An 18,478-nucleotide genomic window follows, 5' to 3' on the forward strand; every position below is an offset into this window, starting at 1 on the left:
ACGCACGAAGCGCGCCACTGCTCAAACGGCCCGTTGCGTCTGCGCGGCAGCCATCCCTTCCCTCCTGTTGCCGCCACGCATCGCCACGTTGGCTCGCGGCGAGTCTCGCCTGGCACGCAAGATCATTTGAATCATGCACTTACATGAAGCGCGACCCCCCGCACGTAAATTGCGGGATGATAGTCCGCCGTCTCCCTGTTCGACCTCCGCGCAGGGCCGATGTTGCGCATCCATCCCGCACGCTCTCAATGACCGTTAGCGACCAACTCCGCCGCCCGCCGCTTACGCTTGTGGTGAACAGCCACGAATGGCACCTCCGGTCCCTGGAGAGCATCCTGGGACCTCATGGCTACGCGGTGCTTCGCGCCTACAACGGCAAGCAGGCGGTGGAGCGCGCCATCAGCGCGCACCCGGACCTCATCATCATCGATGCGGACCTGCCTGACCGGGACGGGCTTGACGTGTGCCGGGAGCTGCGCGCACTCCCGAGTGTGAGTGGTTACACACCGATCTTGATCACGAGCGCGGGCCAGCAGAGCCGTCAGAAGCGCATTGAGGCGCTCCGAGCCGGCGCCTGGGATTTTATCGGTGCCACCTTCGATGGCGAGGAGCTGCCGCTGCGCCTCGACGCGTTCGTGCGCGCCAAGCAGGAAACGGATCGGATGCGCGAGGAAAGCCTGCTGGACGAACTGACCGGCCTGTACAACCTGCGCGGCCTGGCGCGGCGCGCGCGCGAGTTGGGCTCGTCCGCGTTCCGGCAGCGTGAAGCGTTCGCCTGTCTCGTAATCGCCCCTCTCAGGGGAGAATCGGCGGCTGATGCCTCCACCGACGCATGGGAAGCGGCGACGCTCACCCGCCTCGCGAAGATCTTGCTCCGGCTGGGACGTACCTCGGATGCCATCGGCACCCTCGGACCCGGCGAGTTCGCCATCGTCGCGCAGGGGACGGATCCGGCGGGCGCCGAAAAGTTCGCTGAGCGGCTGGCCAATGCGGCGAGTGAACTCTTCGGTGCCGAAGGTATCCAGCTCGCGGTGGGATACGACGCGGTGTCGAACTACAACGACGCGCCGATTGACCCCAGCGACATGCTCACGCGCGCTTCGGCGGCGATGCGTGCCTCGCGGACGGCGTCTGCGGGGACTCGCCGCTCAAGCATCCGGCGCTTTGAGGCGTCGCTGAACTAGCTTCCCCGCGTGCCCTGCACGCGGAGGAGGCCCCGCGACGGTGTCACGCGCTCGTCCTCGGTGCGGTAACCCGAGAGATACGAGTAGTAGCGATACGCGCCAGCCGCCTGCACGTCATTCAGAATCGCGCCGAGAATGCGGATGGGAAGACGCGTGATGTCTTGGAGCCGCGCGCCGGCCAATTCGCGATCGGTTACGCCGTTCCGGAGCACCATTACGAGCGTGCCCGTCAGGGACGCGAGCACCAAGGGATCGACACCGGCGCCCAGCGGCGGGCTGTCGAAGATGATGGCTTGGTAGTCCCCACGCAGTTCCATCATCAGCCGCGCCATCTCCGGGGAGGCCATCAGTTCCGGCGCGCTCTGTCGACGCATCCCCGCCGGTATGAAGTCGAATCCGCCGTCTCGAATGGTCAGCGTGACATCCCCGCGGCTCACCTCTCCCGCGAGCAAGTTCGTCAGGCCAGGCACGCGCGGGGTTCCGAGCGTACGGTGGAGATACCCGCGCCGGTTGTCGCCGTCCACCAATAGAGTGCGGCGGCCCGACATGGCGAAGCTCTTGGCAAGTTGGTGCGAGGTGAAGGACTTGCCGTCGCCGCTACCCGGCGAGGTGATGGTCGTCGCGAAGGGGCCCGCGACACCGTGTGCGTAGAGCAGCGACATACGGACGCTGCGCACCGCCTCCAGCAACTGGTCGGCGTCCTCCTCGCGCGTGGTCCCGTTGCGACCGGTCCGGAGCAACGGCAAGGCGCCGAGGATCTGCAGGCCGAGGTCGCGCGTGACCTGGCTCGGGTAGCGCAGCCGGCGATCGAGCCGGTCGAGCAGCAGCGCCAGCGCCAGCCCGAGACAGAGCCCGCCGAATCCCGATCCAGCGAACAGGATGATGACCTGGTCGCGCACAGGCCGCGTGGGCGGCACTGCCGTGTCCAGCACCCGGACGTCGGGCGCTGCGCTCAGTTCGGAGAGGCGAGCCTGCTCGTAGGCGGACTGTAGTTCCGTGAAGATCATCTGCGCGACATCGACGTTCCGCTCGAGCCGATTCTCCTCGGTCACTCGCGCGGGAATCTGTTGCATCTCGCGCGAGGAGGCGGCGATGCGCTCGTCGAACTGCGCAACGGATGCGCTCAGATTGTTGACCAGCGCGCGCGCCTGAGACGGAATGGTCTGGTTCTCCAGCGCAGCGATCTCGCGCTCCAACTGCTGCAACGGTGCGTGCGTCTCGGAGAAGATCAGCCGCAGCTGGCGCGCTTCCGCACGCTTCGACGTCAACAGCTCGAGCGAGGTCGTCAGCTCGCGTGACTCACGCACCGCGGGGATCGTTCCCAGCGACACCACGATCGATTGGCCGGTGTCATTCGCCTGCTGCAAGGCGCGCTGCACAGCCTCGCGGTCCCGAATCAGCGCGTCGCGCTCGAGGCGCAGGTTGAAGAACGCCTCGCGCACGGGATCGCGCGTCTCCGCGAGGCCCGAGGCGATGGGCGTCGCCCCGCGATCGCTCGGCAGCGTGATCGTCCGCACCTTGAAGCTCTCCAGCGCCGTCTCGGCACCGGCGAGATCGCGCCGCGAGTTCTCGAGCTGCTCGCGCAACACCTGCGAGACGACGGTCAGCTTGTCCCGCTTGAGCAGCGTGGCGACCTCGACGAAGCGTTCGGCGACAGCGTTTACGGTCGCTGCCGTCGCCACGGGGTCGTCGCCCCGCATCGAGAGGCGGAGCAGGGATCCGTTCAGCGGAAGGTTGATGCCAAGCTCGCTGGCAAGCTTCACGGCGGCGTCGCGGGGCACGCGGACGCGGAAGCCGAGCCCACGTTCGACCTCGAGTGCACCCGGCACCCAGAGAAAGCCGTACTCGCGCCCAAGCGAGTCTCCGACGGCGGCCTCTTCGATCACCACGCGCTCGTTGTTGCTCACCCGGAGCAGAAGGACGCGGCCGGCCGCGTTCTTTCGGACCCGATACTCACCAGGCGCAAACTGTTCGCGCACAGCGAACCCGCGGAATACGGCTGAGTCACCGGGCGAGTCCAACTCGAGATACAGCCGCGCCTCGCGCACCACGTAGTCCAGAACCGCCCAGGATCGCGCGAGCTCCATCCAGCCCGGTCCTTCAAGCAGCGGGGCGGCCTGAAGCGGGTTCGCTGGCGCCCCGCGCAGGGCGACCGGAGGCACCTGAATCGAGGCCTGGGCCTCGTACAGCGGCTTCACCACCCGCGACAGGCCGTAGCCTCCACCCAGTCCGAGCACGAAGAGCGAGAGGATGAGCCAGCGAAAGCGCCAGACCGCCGCCAGTGAGCGGCGGATGTCCATTCCTCCCCCAGCTTCCTCTTCGTCTGTGAATGCCTCAGCCTGCTGGCCGGGGCCGACCGGCTGCAGTCGCGTTTCGATCTGATTCGAGTTCATGCGGAGAGGACGGGACTGGGAATGGGTCCGGGGACCAAACAACGAATATACGGCGGAACCGTCACATTTCTCACTATTGACGAGTCCACGCCACGGTGATACCACTATGGCTCTGGTGACCCATTTGTTGCGCTAGCGCGACGATTGGACGAATGCCGTTTGACCGCCGCCTTCCCCCCCGCGACTGGCCCCCTGTGACTGGACTGAACCCGGATTCGACGAGTACCGCTGAGCACTCCCTCGTGCCTAGCGAGTTCCGCGCCAGCCTCAACGTGCTCCTCATCGATGACGAGCGCACGCTCCGGGAGACCTGTAGGTCCATCCTGACCTCGCTTGGCTACCGCGTGGAAGTCGCCTCGAAGGGAGAGGAGGGGCTCAATCTCCTGCAGCGCCGCACGTTCGACATCGTCCTCACTGACCTGTATCTGCCCGACGTCACCGGCCTGGAGCTCTGCCAGGCCGCGCTCGAGCGGGCGCCCGAGACCCTTGTCGTCGTCATGACCGGGAATCCCAGTGTGGCGTCCAACGTCGAAGTGCTGCGGGCGGGCGCCTGGGACTATCTCCCGAAGCCTTTCTCCGCCACGCACCTCGAGATCCTGATTGGTCGGGCTGCCCACACCGTCATGGTCTCACGCGAGTCCGGCGAGGGCCCGGCCGATCCGGACGGCGACAGCAACGCCCCGCTCGGCTCCTCCGTCGCGTTTCAGCGCTGCCTGGCGCTGGCCCGGAAGGTGGCTGCCACCGACGCCTCGGTGTTCATCACCGGCGAGACGGGGTCGGGCAAGGAGATGATTGCGCAGTACATCCACTCCAAGAGTCGGCGACGCAATCGCCCGATCGTCGCCGTAAACTGCGCGGCCTTTCCCGAGGGCCTGCTGGAGTCGGAGATGTTCGGTCACGTGCGGGGATCGTTTACGGGGGCCGTTCGGGACAAGGAAGGCCTGCTGGAATCGGCCAACGGCGGGACGATGTTCCTGGACGAACTCACCGAGATGCCGAAGTCGTTACAGGCCAAGCTGCTGCGCGTCATTCAGGACGGCGTTGTGCGACGGGTCGGGAGCAACTCGACCAGCAGCGTCGTGAACATCCGGTTCATTGCGGCTTCCAACCGCGATCCCGACCGAGCGGTGGCTGACGGAGCGCTCCGCGAGGACCTGTTCTACCGGTTGCGTGTCGTGCCGATTGCGATTCCGCCACTTCGGGAACGCCCCGGCGACGTCGCGTTGCTGAGCGAGCACTTCCTGCAGAGGTACTGGCGGCAGCATCGCGGCATCGAGGAGCGCTGTCCCTCGCTGACGGAGGACGCGATTCGGGCGCTGCAGGCCTACGGGTGGCCGGGCAACGTCCGGGAGCTGCAGAACGCGTTGGAACACGCGGTTGTCTTGTTGGAACCTGGCCAGTCGGTCGGCGCGGCGGACATCCCGCTGCACGGGGAGTCGCGCTCCCGGCCGCTCTCAGGAAGCGCGATGGAGTGGTCGCCCGATCTGTTGCAGGAGAGTTACCACTCGGCCCGCGACCGGGTCATCGCGCAGTTTGAAAGGCGCTACATTGAGGAACTGGTGGTTGCGGCAGGCGGAAACATGTCGAAGGCGGCCCGCATCGCGGGTGTTGATCGCACGACGCTGTACCGGCTGATGGAACGGCACGGTTTGCAGCGCGAGGCGGTGGTAAGTCCGAACCGGAGCGCATAGTTGGCTGAACCCTCCCTCACCATTCGCTACTCCCCGCGGCCCGGCCACCTGCGCGCCATGGCCGCGGGTGGGGCACGCGCGGAGCTGGAGACGCATCCCAGCGTTCGGCGAGCGGGTGAGACGGTGCGGCAGCTCTGGGAAACGGTCCTGGAAGAGTCGTTTGAGGCCAGCGAGACGCGCGCGGTGATCGAGTGGGTCGTGCTCGCGATCGACCACGCCTCGCGCGACCATGAGTTCCCGCCACCCGAGGGGTCCAGCGCGCTGACTCGATTCCTCGTCGAGCGCGTTGCCTCGAAGACGCTGGAGTACCTCGAGGCCGATGACAGTGCGGAGAAGGCCGACGTACTGCGGGTCCTCCGCGGTATCGATCGGGTGCGTCAATTCGTCGAGCCGGACTGGGACCGCTACTTCTCTTCCCAGATCTCCGGTCCCGACGGTCTGAACTTGGTCCTCGAGGTCGCGCACGACCTGAGGTCCCCCCTGACGTCCATCCGCTGTCTCGCCGAGACCATCGAGCGGGGGCTGTCAGGTCCCGTGACGGAGCTCCAACGCCGCCAGCTACGCCTGATCTACAGCGCATCGCACGGCCTCGGGTCGATGGCAACGGACGTCATCGAAATGGCGCGCCGCGGCGATGTCCTGGTGGACGGTGAGTTGGTACCGTTCTCCCTCTCCGAGTTGTTGGGCGGCGTGGCCGATATGGTGCGGCCGATCGCCGAGGAGAAGGATCTGACCTTCGCCTTCCAGCAACTGCCGACGGACCAGCGCATCGGGCTACCCTTCGTCCTCAGCCGCATCCTGCTCAACCTCGTGACGAACGCCCTCAAGTTCACCGACGAGGGCGGCGTAGAGGTGCGGCTGCGGGCCACGTCCATCTCCCGGGTGGAAATGTCCGTCGTGGACACGGGACGCGGCATCCCAGCGGAGGCGATTCCGGACCTGTTCCGGCCCTTCCGTCGATCCACGGCGAGAGCCGGACGCTCCGGCTACCTGTTCTCGGGAACAGGGCTGGGCCTAGCGCTCTGCCGGAAGCTCCTTCGCGCAATGGGATCTGAGCTCAAGTTTGAGACGCAGCTAGGTGTGGGCACTCGCTTCTATTTCGAAACCGACCTGCCCCCGACGTCGCACCTGTAGCCGCATCACACACTGTTGCGTCGGACCAACAACAGTCGCTTAGGCTCGAGATGTGACGTAGTCGTCACACTATACAAAGTGTTGTAGTATATAGCCTTACGGCGTCTGGCGAGCCCTCGGCATCGCGGCACGAGATGTGCGGATTGTGGTTGCCGCTATGACTACTTTCGGGCTGCACACCGTAAATACGAGGCTCCTCAGCAGCGAGCTCGCGCGTGAGCTGCCCGAGGATCACCCGCATGCACGTGAGCGGGGGCGCCGCGTCCTGAATGTCATCGTGGCCGCCGTCGGGCTCATCGTGACCGCACCGCTGTTCGCGCTGATTGCCGTGGCGATCAAGCTGACGGATTCGGGGCCGGTGTTCTATCGGCAGCGCCGGGTCGGCCTTTGTCTCCGGAATACCCAGGGTGGCAACTTCCGCCGTCAGGTAGACCTCGGCGGGCGCCCCTTCGTCATCTACAAGTTCCGGACGATGCGCGTGGCGAAGCCTGGTGCCGACGCGCAGGTGTGGGCGTCCGAGAACGATCCGCGCATCACGAAGCTGGGTCGATTCCTCCGCAAGACGCGCTTGGACGAGTTGCCGCAGCTGTACAATGTGCTGAAGGGCGACATGAACGTCGTCGGCCCGCGCCCCGAGCAGCCGGAAATCTTCCAGACCCTCCGGACCGAGGTTCCGAGCTACCCCATTCGGCAGCGCGTCCGTCCTGGAATCACCGGTCAGGCCCAGATTTCCCTGCACTACGACACCTGCGTCGAAGACGTGAAGAAGAAGGTCCAGGCGGATCTCGAGTACATCGAGCGGCAGTCCGTGCTGACTGACCTGCGCATCATGCTGATGACGGTACCAGTCGTCATTTTCAGGAAGGGAGGCTGGTAGTACCTTCCTGAGGTGAGGCGACTCCCCCGCATCATGGGCGTTTCAGCGCCCACTCGCGTGGCTCGACCGGAGTGCTCTGGTCGAGCCACGCCTATTTCTGCCGAGTCGGAGCACTGCCGCGCGGCAGTGCGTGACACCGCGCTCTGGTAGGCGGAGTGCGTCGCCAGCTTCCGGTCTACTCCCCGATCTCCGCCTCAGCGGTCCTCGCCACGCTCGGCACGCGGGATCTGCGTCCAGTGCTCTCGGACGCGTTGCGGGCACAGTACGCTGCGCGCGAGGCCGTCCTCACTGCCAGCGGGACCGAGGCACTCACGCTTGCCCTGCGTCTCGCGGTGGCGCGACGCCCCGGAAAGCCCGTGTTGCTGCCTGGATTCGCCTGCTACGACCTGGTCTCGGCGGCGGTCGGTGCCGGAGCGCCGGTGCGTCTCTATGATCTCGACCCGCACACGCTCACCCCCGATGCCGCATCTCTGGAGGCGTCACTGGTCGGGGGTGCGGCGGCGCTTGTCGTCGCCCACCTCTTCGGCGTACCGGTACCGCTGGACGCAATGCGCGAAGCCGCGGATGGTGCCGGCGCGCTGCTGATCGAGGACGCCGCGCAAGCCGTCGGTGGCCGGTGGGATGGCCGTCCACTAGGCAGCGCTGGTGACCTCTCAGTCCTGAGCTTCGGACGAGGAAAGGGTGAGACCGGCGGCGGTGGTGGGGCACTGCTCGTGCGAGCTGAGGGTGGGCTCGCGGACGCGGCTCGTGGCGCGTTGGCGCCACCCCCGGCATCGGGCCTGCCGTACAGCGTCAAGCTCGCCTCCCAGTGGGGACTCGGCCGGCCGGCGCTCTTTGCCATCCCGCATGCCATCCCCGGCCTCCGGCTCGGCGAGACGGTCTATGTGCCGCCGCGCCCGCCGCGCGAGATGCCAGCGGTGGCGGCGAGAGTCCTTGACGTGACGAGGCGGGCGACCGCCGTGGAGTCATCACATCGCGCAGCGGTCGCGGCGCGGTATCTCGAGGCATTGGGTCCGCTCGCCGCTGGCCGCTCCGTCAGCGTGTTGCCGGGTGCCACCGCAGGCTGGCTGCGCTTCCCCGTGCTCGTGCAGCCCGACGCGACGCGAGACCGCCGTGGGGCCGCGATTGGCGTGTCTCCTGCCTATCCGCTCCCGTTGCGCGCGCTGCCTGCGCTGCAACCGCTCCTCGACGCGCAGCCGCAGACTCCCGGTGCGGACCTGCTTGCGCGGGTGTTGCGGACGGTTCCGACGCATAGTCTTCTCTCCGCGCGTGACGAGGCCTTGTTGATCGAGTGGATGCGAACCGGAGAGGAAATCGGGTGATGCGAGGTTGGTTGTGATCCGACACATCGGCAGCGCCGCCCGGGTTCTCTCGGGGAAACGCGGTATCCCCATGCGTCCCGTGCCACCCACGGGACCGCTCCGGATCGCGATGGCCACCGAAACCGTGGGGCTGGGCGGCGCGGAGACGCTCATCTTGCAGCTCTCGGAGGAGATGAGGCGGCGCGGACACACCGTGATCCCGATCGGGCCAGCCGAGGATGACGGCTGGCTCAACCAGCAGTTTCTCGGCCAGGGATTCCCGTGGGAGACGTATCACCTTGACCGGCCGATTGACTTTCCGGCCGCGGAGCGGATTGCCGCGCAACTCCGGCGGATTCGCGCCGACGTCATCCACGGCCACGAGTTCGTGATGGGTGTCTACGGGGCGGCAGCGGGACGAATCGCTGGCGTTCGGCACATCATGACGATGCACGGCAACCAGCAGATGTTGCAGAAGCTGCAACGTCGTGTCGCCCTGAAGTGGGCGATCGGGCGCTCGGACGCGACGGTCGCTGTCTCATCCGCCACGCGTGACGAGCTCGTCACGCGCCTCCGGCTCGCGGAGCAGACGGTGCAGGTGGTTCGCAATGGCATTCCGGAGCGGCCGGGCGATGCCACCAAGATTCGCCGGGAGCTTGGGCTGGGCCAGGATGAACTGCTGGTGCTCGCCGTGGGCAGTCTGATGCTCCGCAAAGGCCATCGCGTCCTGTTGGAGGCGATGACGCTCATCCGGCAGCGCCATCCATCACTGCGGTGGCAGGTGGTGATTGCCGGTGAGGGTGAGCAGCGATCAGCCCTCGAGCAGTACATCGCCGAGAATGGACTGGCCGGACAGGCGCGCCTGCTCGGAAACCGCAATGACGTGCCGGACCTTCAGGCCGCGGCCGACGTCTTTGCGATGCCCTCGCTCTGGGAGGGTCTGCCGCTGGCCATCCTCGAGGCCATGTTCGCGCGCACGCCACTGATTGCCACCACCGCGTCAGGAATCCCGGAAGCCGTCGACGATGGCGAGCACGGCCTCCTCATTCCACCGGCTGATCCGGAGGCGCTGGCAAGCGCGCTCCTGCGGCTGCTTCAGGATCCAGCGCTCCGGGAGCGACTGGGTGAGCAAGCCCGCGCGCGTGCGGAGACGGCGTTCAGCATGATGGCGATGGCCGACGCGTACGAGGCGCTCTATAGAGGGTGAGTGACGACGCAAAGCGGGGCCGGACGACTGATTGTCCGGCCCCGCTCAGTCCTTATTCCTGCAGCCATGCCGTCGAAGTCTTCGAAGCGGTCATTCAGCGTCGGTCACGATGGTCCCGACCGAACTTCCGCCACTTGGAATGGTGCGACGACTTCTTCGGACGGTGCGGCGACGTCTTGGCGGTGCAGCCCATCTCGTTGTAGTCCTCGAAGCGGTCCTTCAGCGTGTTGTACGAGGACTGCGTCCCTGGATACGCCGCATTGAACGCCGCGATGACTTCGGCCGGCGTGGCAAAACCATAGTTCACATCGGGACTCGACGCGTTCAACAATGCCGCCACGGCGTGGCGACCGAGAGCGTTCAGGCCGCCGCCACCGTTGGACGCCACCTGCAGCAGGGTCTTGCCGGGGAAGGCGTTGTCGAACACGCGGCTGAAGAGCGTGTTGGGCGAGTAGCGCGTCCACAACCGCAAGTGCTGCGACTGCTTCCAGAAGCCAGGCGTGCAGCCAGCAAGTGTTGGCGGCGGCGGTAGGGACGGGCGGTTGAAGAACGTCAGGACTGCACCCTTGCTGCGGTTCGTGTACGCCGTGGCGACGTTTGTGCCCGTCAGCGACGAGAGGCGGAAGCTGTTGAAACCGTGCGTCGAGTCGCGCTGGATGGAATCCAGCACGGTGCCGCCCGCCAGCACTTCCCTCACGGTCACGAGATCGAACCCGGACCACGCGGGATCGGTTGTGTCCTTACCGTCCCAACCCGGCGCGTAGTAATGCACTTGGCGACACTCATCGGCCTCAAGCGCGACGGCAGTCGCTGCGCCTCCATTCACCGACACTTCAAAATTCGCGCTCGTGCCCACCTTGCAGACCCAGACGCGCCGATACCACAAGGTGGAGTCGGTCTGCAGCTCGCCGTCGACATACGAGGTGACGGTGTCCATCAGGCTGGCCTCAAGGCCGCGTGGACTGAACTCGGCCGTGTCGACGGCAAGCGGTGCTTCAGTGCAAGCGGACGCGAGGAGCAGTGCTACGATTGGTACTGCCAGGTGCTGAGGACGACAGGACAGGGAGTACATCTGTTACTCCGGACCGGTGAGAGGTGGACGTGCAATTCCACCGGCCAACGCAAGACGCGAACCCGAAGAGATGAGTTTAGGCGCCAAAGTCAACCCATTGCCGAGCAATAAGTTACAGCTCTGACTACGGTTCCTAGCCGTCCGTGTGTTGCGGAAACGCGACGGTGTCGACGCTTCGAACCCTTCCGACTGCACCGGTTGGTGTCACCAGCTTCGAGGCCGACCTGCGCGACGCCGATCGGCGCTTGGCCGGGCTCCGAGTCACGCCCCACAGCGTGCGGTTGAGGGTCCAGAACACCACGAGCCAGGCCTCGAACAGATTCGCATAGACGAGGTTGGTCAGCATCAGTGCGAGGAACCCAGCCTCGAGGGCGAGCGACACCTGGGGCAGGTCAAACAACCGATCGCCGCCACCTATTCGCCACTGTTCCACCGCAGCAGGCGAACGTAGTTGACGATTCTTCAGGAAGAAGTCGAGGTGGATCCACATGAACGCGCCGAATCCAACGGCACCGAACTCGGCAAGGACCTGCATGTACGAGTTGTGCAGGTTGTACCCGTAAAACATCGCGGGCACCGGAAACAGCTCGAACTGGCCCGGCGCGAAGAAGGAGGCAGCGAACGCGCCGACATTGCCCGCACCGACGCCGAATAGCCAGTGCTCCTTGAACACCAGGAACGCGGCCGTCCAAAGTTCCCAGCGCTGCTTGCCGGTTCCTTCCGAGTTGCCCTCGCTGAACGACGAGGCGATCTCGTCATAGAAGGCGGCGCCGTCGAAAAAGAGCATGGCGCCAACGGACACGAGAACCGCGGCGCCCGCGATCACGCCAAGGGTGAGCAACTTCTTCGAGGACCTGAGCCAGATGGCCCCGACGACGATGACAAGCGCGAGAAATGCACCGCGCGCCGCTGACGCGACGACGCCCAACACCGAAACCGCACTCAGGGCGAAGAGCAACATTCGATGCGAGCGCTTCTTCGCACCCATGGCCAGCCAGTAGCAAATGCCGGCACCCTGGGCCGTCAGGGTTCCATAGCCGTCGAAGTTGCTCATCGAAGGATGCCACGGCACCAGGCCAGCCGCGGTTCCCCACATCTCCCACCAGAGAAACCGAAATCCGAACATCGCGACGATCGGCAACACAACGCTCGGCGTTCGGATGACGTCGGTCGTCGCGACGGACAGGCCCCAGTACAGCAGTAGGATCTTGAGACAATCCACCACGAGGCCGATGTTCGGGGCCACCGGCAGCGCCAGTACGCCCACGACCAACCAAACGAGGTATGCTGGGAAGAGCACCCAGAGGCGCCCTGCCGCAACGTTCAGTGGGATGCGCGCCAAGAGCAGGATCAACAGCATGAAGTACACGACGGTCGCCAGTCGCCCGAACGCGGCACCGGCGAATGCAGCGACGAAGTAGTGCGGATCAAACAGCACCGTGAACCAGCCCAGGTAGACCAGCCACACGGGGGGTGTGATTCGCGCCTTGGGCCGACGCACCTTGGCGGCCCCCGAGGGACCGGTGGCATTGGCCGGCATCGTGGTGGAGACCATCTCAGCCTCCCGCTGCGACCGGGGCCGTCACCGCGTCAAGCAGTCGCCGTCTCCAACGCGCGTACCGCGATGGCCCGAGCGTGCTGCGCAGCGACCGGAGGACAAACTCCCGGGGGTGCTGCTTCCAGGCCAGCCGCGGATCCGCGAGCACGTACTGGCGGGCCGTGTCGGGATCCAAGTCCCCGCGCACCGTGCAGCGGCGCAGGAACCCCACTGACTCGCGGCCGTCAATGTTTACGCCCCAGCGCGATCCAACGGCGACACAGTAGCCGCACGCCCGAATCATCGCCCGCAGGGAACGTCGCGGCGCGTCACCACCTGGAAACGCAATCTCCGCCGTCTCTTGACGTAGCTCCCTGTCGAGCCGCTCGCGGGACAAAGCCAACTCATCCTGGAGGCGCTCGCGACCGAGCTCAGACAGGAACGGATGGCTCTTTGAGTGCGACTGCACGGACATCCCCCAGTCCTTGATTTGTCGGAGCTGGTCCCAGTCCATGTATCCAGGGCGCCCGACCCAGTCTGTCACCACGTAGACACTCGCTGTCATGCCGCGCTCGCGCAGGGCAGGCATTGCACGCTCGAACTGGCTTTGCGTGGCGTCGTCAAATGTGATGGCCACGCGCCGCGCGTCGACGACGGTCCGCGCCTCCGCAAGCGAGCACCCGCGGAATCCCAGTGACTGGATCGTGTCGAGCATGCGCTCGAACGCGGCCACCGGCACCGCAAAGCGCTCAGGACCTCCCCCAGAAGCGTTCGTGGCTGCGCGCACGTCGTGGTAGCACAGCGCGACCCAGTGGTCATTCCTCACGCGAGCGTCCGCTCCAGATACTCGTCCCGCAGGTTCTCAAAGGCAGTTGAAGTGCGGTACGAGACTGTCAATCCAGCGGACCAGCACGCTGCCCGCGCGCTGTGGGAGCACGGAAACCTCGACGGTCCGACGTTCCCGTGGCATCTCGTAACGAGCCCATCGCTGTGAATCAGGGTACTGCCGGGACTGGCGCCGCCACTCAGGGCTCCCCGACGACGGAGCCATAGCCGCCGATGAAGCCTTCGTTGTCGCGAATGGCGATCCCGCCCTGATAGCCCCAGTCTCCCGCCTCCGGCCCGACGTCGTTCGCCCCCGCGTTGAATCCGTTGAGATTCGCCGGGTTGTTGAAGACCAGGTTGTTCGACGCACAGTATGCGGTCAGCGAAATCGCCGACGCGTTGACGAAGTCACCGCCGTTCGCCACCGGCGCCCCGGCGGCAGTCGAGATGCGAAGATCGAACTTGAAGGCCGTCGCGGAGACTGCATCGCGGGTCAGCAGGAACTCCAGCCGATACGTCACGCCCTTGTCGAGATTCGGCCCGATGAAATTGTTGTTGGGGAAGGTGTCTCCCACGAACTGCACCCCGGGCCTCCACTTTCCTGCCGGCGCGTCGTTGAAGACGTTCCACGCCCAGTTGCAGCCACCGATGGCGTTCCCGTCCTGGTTGGGATGCGTATTGATGTCGGCGGTTCCGTCGGGGAGGACGATGCGCTGATAGAGCCGATAGGCCCGCGACTGCCCCAAGGCAGGCACGGGGAGCGTATCGACACGCAGGAAGTTGAACACCCCGTTGTTCCACGGGACCCTGAGGCACTTGAGCATCGTGGCCGGCATCCCCAGCCCAGTCGCTGAAACCACCTCAACGCCGGTTCCGTTCGAGCCACCAACAATCGGCCACTTCCCACCGTCGTTCTTCGACGCGGTGGACGATCCAAGCGCCGCCGCAGCCCAATCGGATTGGAAGACCACGGCCGTTGGCACTCCTGACACCTCGACGGGGAAGCTCGCCGTCGCGGTGGCACTTGACGCCACCACCACCACAACCGGATTCGTCGCCCCACCGGTCAGCTGATAGCCAGCGGGTGCCGTGTAGGTGACCGAGTAGGTGCCAGGCGCGACACTCGAGTCCACGGTGCCGGTTCCGGGAATCACGATTGCCAGCGGAGCTTGGCCACCAATGTCGGTCCGCAGGGCCTGCGCGCTACCGCCGCTGCCGAGACCGCCTGCCAGGCCCGTCACCGTAACGCGAAGCGTCCCCGTCGCAGGCACGACATTGAATTGGACATCCGTGGTCTCACCCGCCACGACGACAACATCAATCTCATTCAGCTGCCCCGGCGCCATGGTATAACCCGGCGGCGGCGCGTACACCACGTGATAGTTGCCAGCCTTGACCGAGGCCGAGCCCTCGGCGATCGCCGGGAGCACCAGATTGATCGGCGCGATGCCCTCTCCGGTGATGGTCGCGGAGCCCGCCGTGGCGAGACCGCCGCCGAGGCCGTTGATCATCACGCGAACGACACCGGAGTTTGGCGCGCTTGGGTCGCTGCAGCCGAACATCGAAACGGCCACCAAGAGTCCGCTCGACGAGCGCACGAACTCCCGACGGCCGATTTGACGCGGTCCGGCCACTAGGAACGCGTCGTGGGAGCCCGGGCCAGTGGACCCAGGTTCGTGACGCTTGCGATTCGACATGCCTCCCTCCCCCGCGACTGGCACGAGCTAGTTGGTCTGTGGTTATCATATGCGCCGCCCCACCCTCCCACCAGAGCGGAAGTGACCTTTGTCACAGCGCGGGGGAAACCGCATTGACGCACCAACGCCCCTGTCGTAGCATCGGAGATGTACGCGACGCGATCGACGCGTCCCGCGAGGCGGGTGAGTGAATCCCGCGCCAGGAGCATCCGATGACCCGACATTTTCGCCTGGTATTTTCACTGCTGCTCGGTCCACTCGCCGCCGCGTGCGAGGCGGGGTCCGAGCCGGATGCGCAGGTGGCAACGGTGGTGGTGGAGCCGGGAAGTGCCACACTCAGCGTGGCTGGCGGCGTCGGCGAGACGCTGCCGCTCGCTGCCACCGCCCTTGATGCGGACGGTGGCGTCCTCACGGGGCGCGCCTTCGCCTGGAGCAGCGGCAACACCTCTGCTGCCACGGTGTCCTCCGCCGGCCTGGTCACGGCCGTGGCCGCGGGTTCGGCGACCATCAGTGCCTCGTCCGAGGGCCAGATGGGATCGTCGATCATCACCGTCGAGGAAGCGCCTGCCGCCGACTGGCTGTTTGCCGAGGACTTCGAGGACGACAACTGGGCCGCGCGTGGCTGGTACGACAACGGGGCCTTCACCACGAGCACCACGGTGTCGCACAACGGCTCGCGATCGCTCATGGCACAGATGAACGCCGGTGCGACAAACGCGCCCTGGGGCGCCGGGCGCGTCCTATTCACGCCGACCACGACGCTCTACATCAGCTTCTGGGTCCGCTACAGCGACAACTGGGTCGGGTCCGGGGGGACGTCCCATCCACACGAGATCCTCATCCTCACGACGGAGAATGGCGCATTCAATGGGCCGGCGCGCACACGGCTCACCGTGTACGTGGAACACAACTACCAGAACGGCGGCTTCCCGACCCTGGCTTGGCAAGACGGCGAGAACATCGATGAAGGCCAGATTGGCGTGGACCTCACTGGGACGACACAGGTGCGTGCAGTCGCCGGCTGCAACGGAAACCCTGACGGCGTGGCAGCCTCCTGCTACACGGTCGGCCCGCAGCATTGGAACTGGAAGCAGCTGCGCACCGCGGCACCACGGTTCATGCCTTCGGCCGGCGCCGGCTACAAGGGCGACTGGCACCACGTCGAGGCATACTACGCCTTGAACACCCTTGTCGGTGGCATCCCGCAGAACGACGGCATCGCGCGCTACTGGTTTGACGGAGAGCTCGCGCTCGAGCGCACCGATCTCCAGTTCCGTACGGGACAGCATCCCAACATGCGGTTCAACCAGTTCATGATCTCGCCGTACATCGGGCCGGGATCACCCGTGACGCAGACCATCTGGTACGACGAGCTCCGGCTCGGCACTGCGCGTCCTTGAGCGGAACGCGGCGCGGTCGGCAGCGTCGCCCGTTGGAGCACCATCGCCCGCAAGGCCGCGGGTGCTGCCAACGACTGCCTGCTCCGTTGACACTCGGGTGACGCCGCTCTTAACCTTACGGCCCGAGACACGGCTCCCCTCTCATCGGCGATAGAGCATGGACTGGCGCACCGCAGTCTTGCGCGCGTGGGACCAACCCGGGCATGCAGTCACCGTAGCGCTCGCCTTGGCGCGCGGGATGTACTACCGCGTGAAATTCCGGCTGTTGCGTCGCCGCGTGATCATCGGGCGGCATTTCCGGGTGGTCGGACCACTCGACATCCGAGGGCCGGGGACGGTCATCTTCGGCGACTACTGTTCCGTCCTCTCGACGCGGCTGCATCCGACCACTCCCTACACCCACTCCAAGGACGCGGTCATTCGCTTCGGCGATCGCGTCCTCCTCACCCGGACGCGGCTTGGTTGCGACTCCCGCATCGAGGTCGGCGACCACGCCGGACTCGCCGAGTGCTGGATCATCGACTCGGACTTCCACTCGCTCGCCAACACGGATGGGCCACGCTACAACTCGAAGGGCCGCTCGAAGGCGATCACCATCGGCCGCAACGCCTGGGTTGGTCAGGGAGCGATGGTGTTGAAGGGCGTCCGCATCGGCGACAACGCCGTGGTCGGTGCCGGCAGCGTCGTGGCGGCGAACGTTGACGCGAACGCCGTCGTGTTCGGCAATCCCGCTCGCGTGATCTGGCGGCTTCGCAGCAAGCCCGCGCAGCCGAAGGCGGACTGAGCACCCGCGCCGTCTCCGCGCGGCGACGCGCGGTGGCGATGCGGTGCGCCGCATGGCCATTGTCCAACATCAGACCGTTACGGATGAAGCAGAGTCTGCGTGCCAGATGCAGTCGGCAACGTGGCATCTGCGGTTGACGCCTTCGCGCGCCAACCGGTAAGCTTCGGCGACGCGCGCGACACGAGGTCGCGCGCCCTCCATCTTCAGGCCGATTTGATGGACCTCAGTCGCACGCAGGAGCAGGACCAGCTCTGCACGGACGTCATCGCGTTTGCGAAGCAGTCCCTGAACGATGACTTCGTCGCGCGCGAACGCGCCGGCACCTTCTCGCGCGAGCTCTGGCAGGAGTGCGCCCGCTTCGGCATCCAGGGGCTCCCCGTCCCCGAGGAGTTTGGCGGCGCCGGCCTCGATGTCCTCACGACGATGTTCGCGATGGAGTCCCTCGGCTACGCATGCCGGGACCAGGGGCTGCTCTTCTCGCTGCACGCGCATATGTGGGCGATCCAGTCGCCGATCCTCCGCTTCGGCACGCCCGAGCAGAAGCAGCGGTGGATGCGTCCGCTTGTCGACGGCACGCTGATCGGCGCGCACGCGATGAGCGAGCCGGAGAGCGGCACGGATGCGTTCGCGCTGCGCACGCGCGCCGAACGGCGTGGCGACCGCTACATCCTCAACGGCTCGAAGACCTTTGTCACCAACGCCCCGATCGGCGACCTGTTTCTCGTGTTTGCCACGGTGGACCCCAAAAAGGGGATGTGGGGCATCTCCGGCTTCCTCGTCGAGCGAGGCACCAAGGGGCTCTCGCTCGGCAAGCCACTCGACAAGGCGGGCCTGACCACCTCGCCGACCGGCGAGGTCTTCCTCGACGACTGCGAGGTACCTGCCGACTGCCTGCTTGGGCGCGTCGGGAGTGGGGCCCAGATCTTCAACCACTCGATGGCCTGGGAGCGCAGCTGCATCCTCGGCAGCCTGGTCGGTGCGATGCAGCACGAGCTGGAGACCTGCGTCGAATACGCCAAGACTCGCCAACAGTTCGGCAAGCCGATCGGCAACTTCCAACTCATCGCCGGCAAGCTCGCTGACATGAAGCTGCGCCTCGAGACGTCGCGGGCACTCTTGTATCGAGCCGCCTGGGCCCACGGGACCGGCGAGCCGAGCGCCCTCGACGGTGCCCTGGCCAAGCTGCACATCAGCGAGGCCGCCGTGCAGTCGTCGCTGGATGCCATCCAGATCCACGGCGGCTACGGCTACATGCGCGAATACGAGATGGAACGACACTTGCGGGACAACCTCTCCGCGCGCCTCTACTCCGGCACCTCGGAGATCCAACGGCTGATCATCGCGCGCCACCTGGGCCTCGAACCCCAGACCTGACC

The 18,478-nt window shown here is 66.1% G+C and carries 14 protein-coding genes; 9 read left to right on the top strand and 5 right to left on the bottom strand.

The window, feature by feature from the left end; translation table 11 throughout:
• The first annotated feature begins 293 nt into the window (after positions 1-293).
• Complete coding sequence (locus KF709_05765; protein ID MBX3173898.1) at positions 294-1,184, top strand: response regulator; 891 nt, start codon at positions 294-296, stop codon at positions 1,182-1,184.
• On the opposite strand, the gene KF709_05770 is transcribed toward KF709_05765, so the two are convergent.
• Positions 1,181-3,484, bottom strand: a complete 2,304-nt coding sequence (locus KF709_05770) for a hypothetical protein (GenBank protein MBX3173899.1) — start codon at positions 3,482-3,484, stop codon at positions 1,181-1,183. The two genes, KF709_05765 and KF709_05770, sit on opposite strands and share 4 nt — an antisense overlap.
• Positions 3,485-3,819: 335 nt before the next feature.
• On the opposite strand from KF709_05770, the gene KF709_05775 reads away from it, so the two are divergent.
• From KF709_05775 to KF709_05795, 5 genes are all read left to right on the top strand, one after another.
• Positions 3,820-5,268 (top strand): sigma-54-dependent Fis family transcriptional regulator, encoded by a 1,449-nt coding sequence (locus KF709_05775; GenBank protein MBX3173900.1) that lies wholly within the window; start codon positions 3,820-3,822, stop codon positions 5,266-5,268.
• Complete coding sequence (locus KF709_05780) at positions 5,269-6,402, top strand: HAMP domain-containing histidine kinase (protein MBX3173901.1); 1,134 nt, start codon at positions 5,269-5,271, stop codon at positions 6,400-6,402.
• Positions 6,403-6,559: 157 nt separating this feature from the next.
• Complete coding sequence (locus tag KF709_05785) at positions 6,560-7,279, top strand: sugar transferase (GenBank protein MBX3173902.1); 720 nt, start codon at positions 6,560-6,562, stop codon at positions 7,277-7,279.
• A gap of 155 nt (positions 7,280-7,434) precedes the next feature.
• Complete coding sequence (locus tag KF709_05790) at positions 7,435-8,601, top strand: DegT/DnrJ/EryC1/StrS family aminotransferase (protein ID MBX3173903.1); 1,167 nt, start codon at positions 7,435-7,437, stop codon at positions 8,599-8,601.
• A 109-nt stretch (positions 8,602-8,710) separates the two neighbouring features.
• The gene (locus tag KF709_05795) at positions 8,711-9,787 is read left to right on the top strand and encodes a glycosyltransferase family 4 protein (protein MBX3173904.1); all 1,077 of its coding nucleotides are present in this window, start codon (positions 8,711-8,713) and stop codon (positions 9,785-9,787) included.
• Positions 9,788-9,881: 94 nt separating this feature from the next.
• On the opposite strand, the gene KF709_05800 is transcribed toward KF709_05795, so the two are convergent.
• The 4 genes from KF709_05800 to KF709_05815 all read right to left on the bottom strand — a co-directional run bounded on the left by KF709_05800 (position 9,882) and on the right by KF709_05815 (position 14,918).
• Positions 9,882-10,724: a hypothetical protein gene (locus KF709_05800; GenBank protein MBX3173905.1), complete on the bottom strand. Its 843-nt coding sequence runs from the start codon at positions 10,722-10,724 to the stop codon at positions 9,882-9,884.
• Positions 10,725-10,992: 268 nt separating this feature from the next.
• Positions 10,993-12,414 (bottom strand): O-antigen ligase family protein, encoded by a 1,422-nt coding sequence (locus tag KF709_05805; GenBank protein MBX3173906.1) that lies wholly within the window; start codon positions 12,412-12,414, stop codon positions 10,993-10,995.
• 1 nt (position 12,415) lies between these two features.
• Positions 12,416-13,222, bottom strand: a complete 807-nt coding sequence (locus KF709_05810) for a polysaccharide deacetylase family protein (GenBank protein MBX3173907.1) — start codon at positions 13,220-13,222, stop codon at positions 12,416-12,418.
• A gap of 199 nt (positions 13,223-13,421) precedes the next feature.
• Positions 13,422-14,918 (bottom strand): hypothetical protein, encoded by a 1,497-nt coding sequence (locus KF709_05815; protein MBX3173908.1) that lies wholly within the window; start codon positions 14,916-14,918, stop codon positions 13,422-13,424.
• A gap of 212 nt (positions 14,919-15,130) precedes the next feature.
• On the opposite strand from KF709_05815, the gene KF709_05820 reads away from it, so the two are divergent.
• The 3 genes from KF709_05820 (at position 15,131) to KF709_05830 (ending at position 18,476) form a co-directional block, all read left to right on the top strand.
• The gene (locus KF709_05820; GenBank protein MBX3173909.1) at positions 15,131-16,318 is read left to right on the top strand and encodes an Ig-like domain-containing protein; all 1,188 of its coding nucleotides are present in this window, start codon (positions 15,131-15,133) and stop codon (positions 16,316-16,318) included.
• Positions 16,319-16,475: 157 nt separating this feature from the next.
• On the top strand, positions 16,476-17,102 hold the full coding sequence (locus KF709_05825; GenBank protein ID MBX3173910.1) for an acyltransferase: 627 nt from the start codon (positions 16,476-16,478) through the stop codon (positions 17,100-17,102).
• Positions 17,103-17,318: 216 nt separating this feature from the next.
• Positions 17,319-18,476: an acyl-CoA dehydrogenase family protein gene (locus tag KF709_05830; protein MBX3173911.1), complete on the top strand. Its 1,158-nt coding sequence runs from the start codon at positions 17,319-17,321 to the stop codon at positions 18,474-18,476.
• The last annotated feature ends 2 nt before the right edge of the window (positions 18,477-18,478 follow it).

Source organism: Gemmatimonadaceae bacterium (assembly GCA_019637445.1).
In the GTDB taxonomy this organism is placed as follows: Bacteria; Gemmatimonadota; Gemmatimonadetes; order Gemmatimonadales; family Gemmatimonadaceae; genus Pseudogemmatithrix.

What these genes read in the sequence shown, in the direction of transcription:
- KF709_05770 (MBX3173899.1), bottom strand. Translation starts at nt 3,484, where the DNA reads ATGGACATCCGCCGCTCACTGGCGGCGGTCTGGCGCTTTCGCTGGCTC.
- KF709_05785 (MBX3173902.1), top strand. Translation starts at nt 6,560, where the DNA reads ATGACTACTTTCGGGCTGCACACCGTAAATACGAGGCTCCTCAGCAGC.
- KF709_05795 (MBX3173904.1), top strand. Translation starts at nt 8,711, where the DNA reads ATGGCCACCGAAACCGTGGGGCTGGGCGGCGCGGAGACGCTCATCTTG.
- KF709_05800 (MBX3173905.1), bottom strand. Translation starts at nt 10,724, where the DNA reads ATGGACACCGTCACCTCGTATGTCGACGGCGAGCTGCAGACCGACTCC.
- KF709_05805 (MBX3173906.1), bottom strand. Translation starts at nt 12,414, where the DNA reads ATGGTCTCCACCACGATGCCGGCCAATGCCACCGGTCCCTCGGGGGCC.
- KF709_05815 (MBX3173908.1), bottom strand. Translation starts at nt 14,918, where the DNA reads ATGTCGAATCGCAAGCGTCACGAACCTGGGTCCACTGGCCCGGGCTCC.
- KF709_05820 (MBX3173909.1), top strand. Translation starts at nt 15,131, where the DNA reads ATGACCCGACATTTTCGCCTGGTATTTTCACTGCTGCTCGGTCCACTC.
- KF709_05825 (MBX3173910.1), top strand. Translation starts at nt 16,476, where the DNA reads ATGGACTGGCGCACCGCAGTCTTGCGCGCGTGGGACCAACCCGGGCAT.
- KF709_05830 (MBX3173911.1), top strand. Translation starts at nt 17,319, where the DNA reads ATGGACCTCAGTCGCACGCAGGAGCAGGACCAGCTCTGCACGGACGTC.